1 rRNA gene (only partly in view) is annotated in these 1,612 nt (G+C 57.1%); it reads left to right on the forward strand.

Going from position 1 to position 1,612, the window contains the following annotated elements:
• Positions 1-51 precede the first annotated feature (51 nt).
• Positions 52-1,612, forward strand: a 23S ribosomal RNA gene (locus ACFXGA_RS39570); it runs 1,614 nt beyond the window's last position.

A 1,612-nucleotide genomic window follows, 5' to 3' on the forward strand; every position in this document is an offset into this window, starting at 1 on the left:
ATGGTGTCTGGTTGTTCTTTGAGAACTGCACAGTGGATGCGAGCATCTTTGTGGCAAGTTATTAAGGGCACACGGTGGATGCCTTGGCACCAGGAGCCGATGAAGGACGTAGGAGACTGCGATAAGCCTTGGGGAGTTGTCAACCGAGCTGAGATCCAAGGATTTCCGAATGGGGAAACCCGGCCCCAGTCATGTGGGGTCACCCACGTCTGAACACATAGGGCGTGTGGAGGGAACGCGGGGAAGTGAAACATCTCAGTACCCGCAGGAAGAGAAAACAACCGTGATTCCGTGAGTAGTGGCGAGCGAAAGCGGATTAGGCTAAACCGTATTCGTGTGATACCCGGCAGGGGTTGCGTGTGCGGGGTTGTGGGACCTGTCTGATCGTTCTGCCGGACGGTCGAGGAGTTAGAAAATACTGTGGTTAGCGGAACGCGTCTGGAAAGCGTGGCCGTAGAGGGTGAGAGTCCCGTACGTGAAAACCCGGTATCTCCTGATGGTGTTCCCAAGTAGCAGCGAGCTCGTGGAATTTGCTGTGAATCTGGCGGGACCACCCGCTAAGCCTGAATACTCCCTGGTGACCGATAGCGGACTAGTACCGTGAGGGAAAGGTGAAAAGTACCCCGGGAGGGGAGTGAAATAGTACCTGAAACCGTGTGCCTACAATCCGTCGGAGCCTTTCGGGGTGACGGCGTGCCTTTTGAAGAATGAGCCTGCGAGTTAGTGCTGCGTGGCGAGGTTAACCCGTGTGGGGTAGCCGTAGCGAAAGCGAGTCCGAATAGGGCGGTTGAGTCGCGTGGTCTAGACCCGAAGCGGGGTGATCTAGCCATGGCCAGGGTGAAGCGTGGGTAAGACTGCGTGGAGGCCCGAACCCACCAGGGTTGAAAACCTGGGGGATGAGCTGTGGTTAGGGGTGAAAGGCCAATCAAACTCCGTGATAGCTGGTTCTCCCCGAAATGCATTTAGGTGCAGCGTCGTGTGTTTCGTGCCGGAGGTAGAGCACTGGATGGTCTAGGGGGCCCACAAGCTTACCGAAATCAACCAAACTCCGAATGCCGGTACGTGAGAGCGCGGCAGTGAGACTGCGGGGGATAAGCTTCGTAGTCGAGAGGGAAACAGCCCAGAACGCCGGCTAAGGCCCCTAAGTGTGTGCTAAGTGGGAAAGGATGTGGGGTCGCCCAGACAACCAGGAGGTTGGCTTAGAAGCAGCCATCCTTTAAAGAGTGCGTAATAGCTCACTGGTCAAGTGGTCCTGCGCCGACAATGTAGCGGGGCTTAAGCACACCGCCGAAGCCGTGTCATTCCAGTTTTGCTGGGATGGGTAGGGGAGCGTCGTTCAGCCGTTGAAGTGCCGGAGGAATCCAGGTGTGGAGGCTGGACGAGTGAGAATGCAGGCATGAGTAGCGAAAGCAGAGTGAGAAACTCTGCCGCCGGATGACCAAGGGTTCCTGGGCCAGGCTAATCCGCCCAGGGTAAGTCGGGACCTAAGGCGAGGCCGACAGGCGTAGTCGATGGACAACGGGTTGATATTCCCGTACCCGTGTGAACGCGCCCATGGCGAACCTTGTGATACTAACCGCCCGAAGCGCCGTGGAAGTCTTCGGACGTCCGT

This window comes from Actinosynnema sp. NPDC059335, from assembly GCF_042752395.1.
GTDB lineage: Bacteria > Actinomycetota > Actinomycetes > Mycobacteriales > Pseudonocardiaceae > Actinosynnema.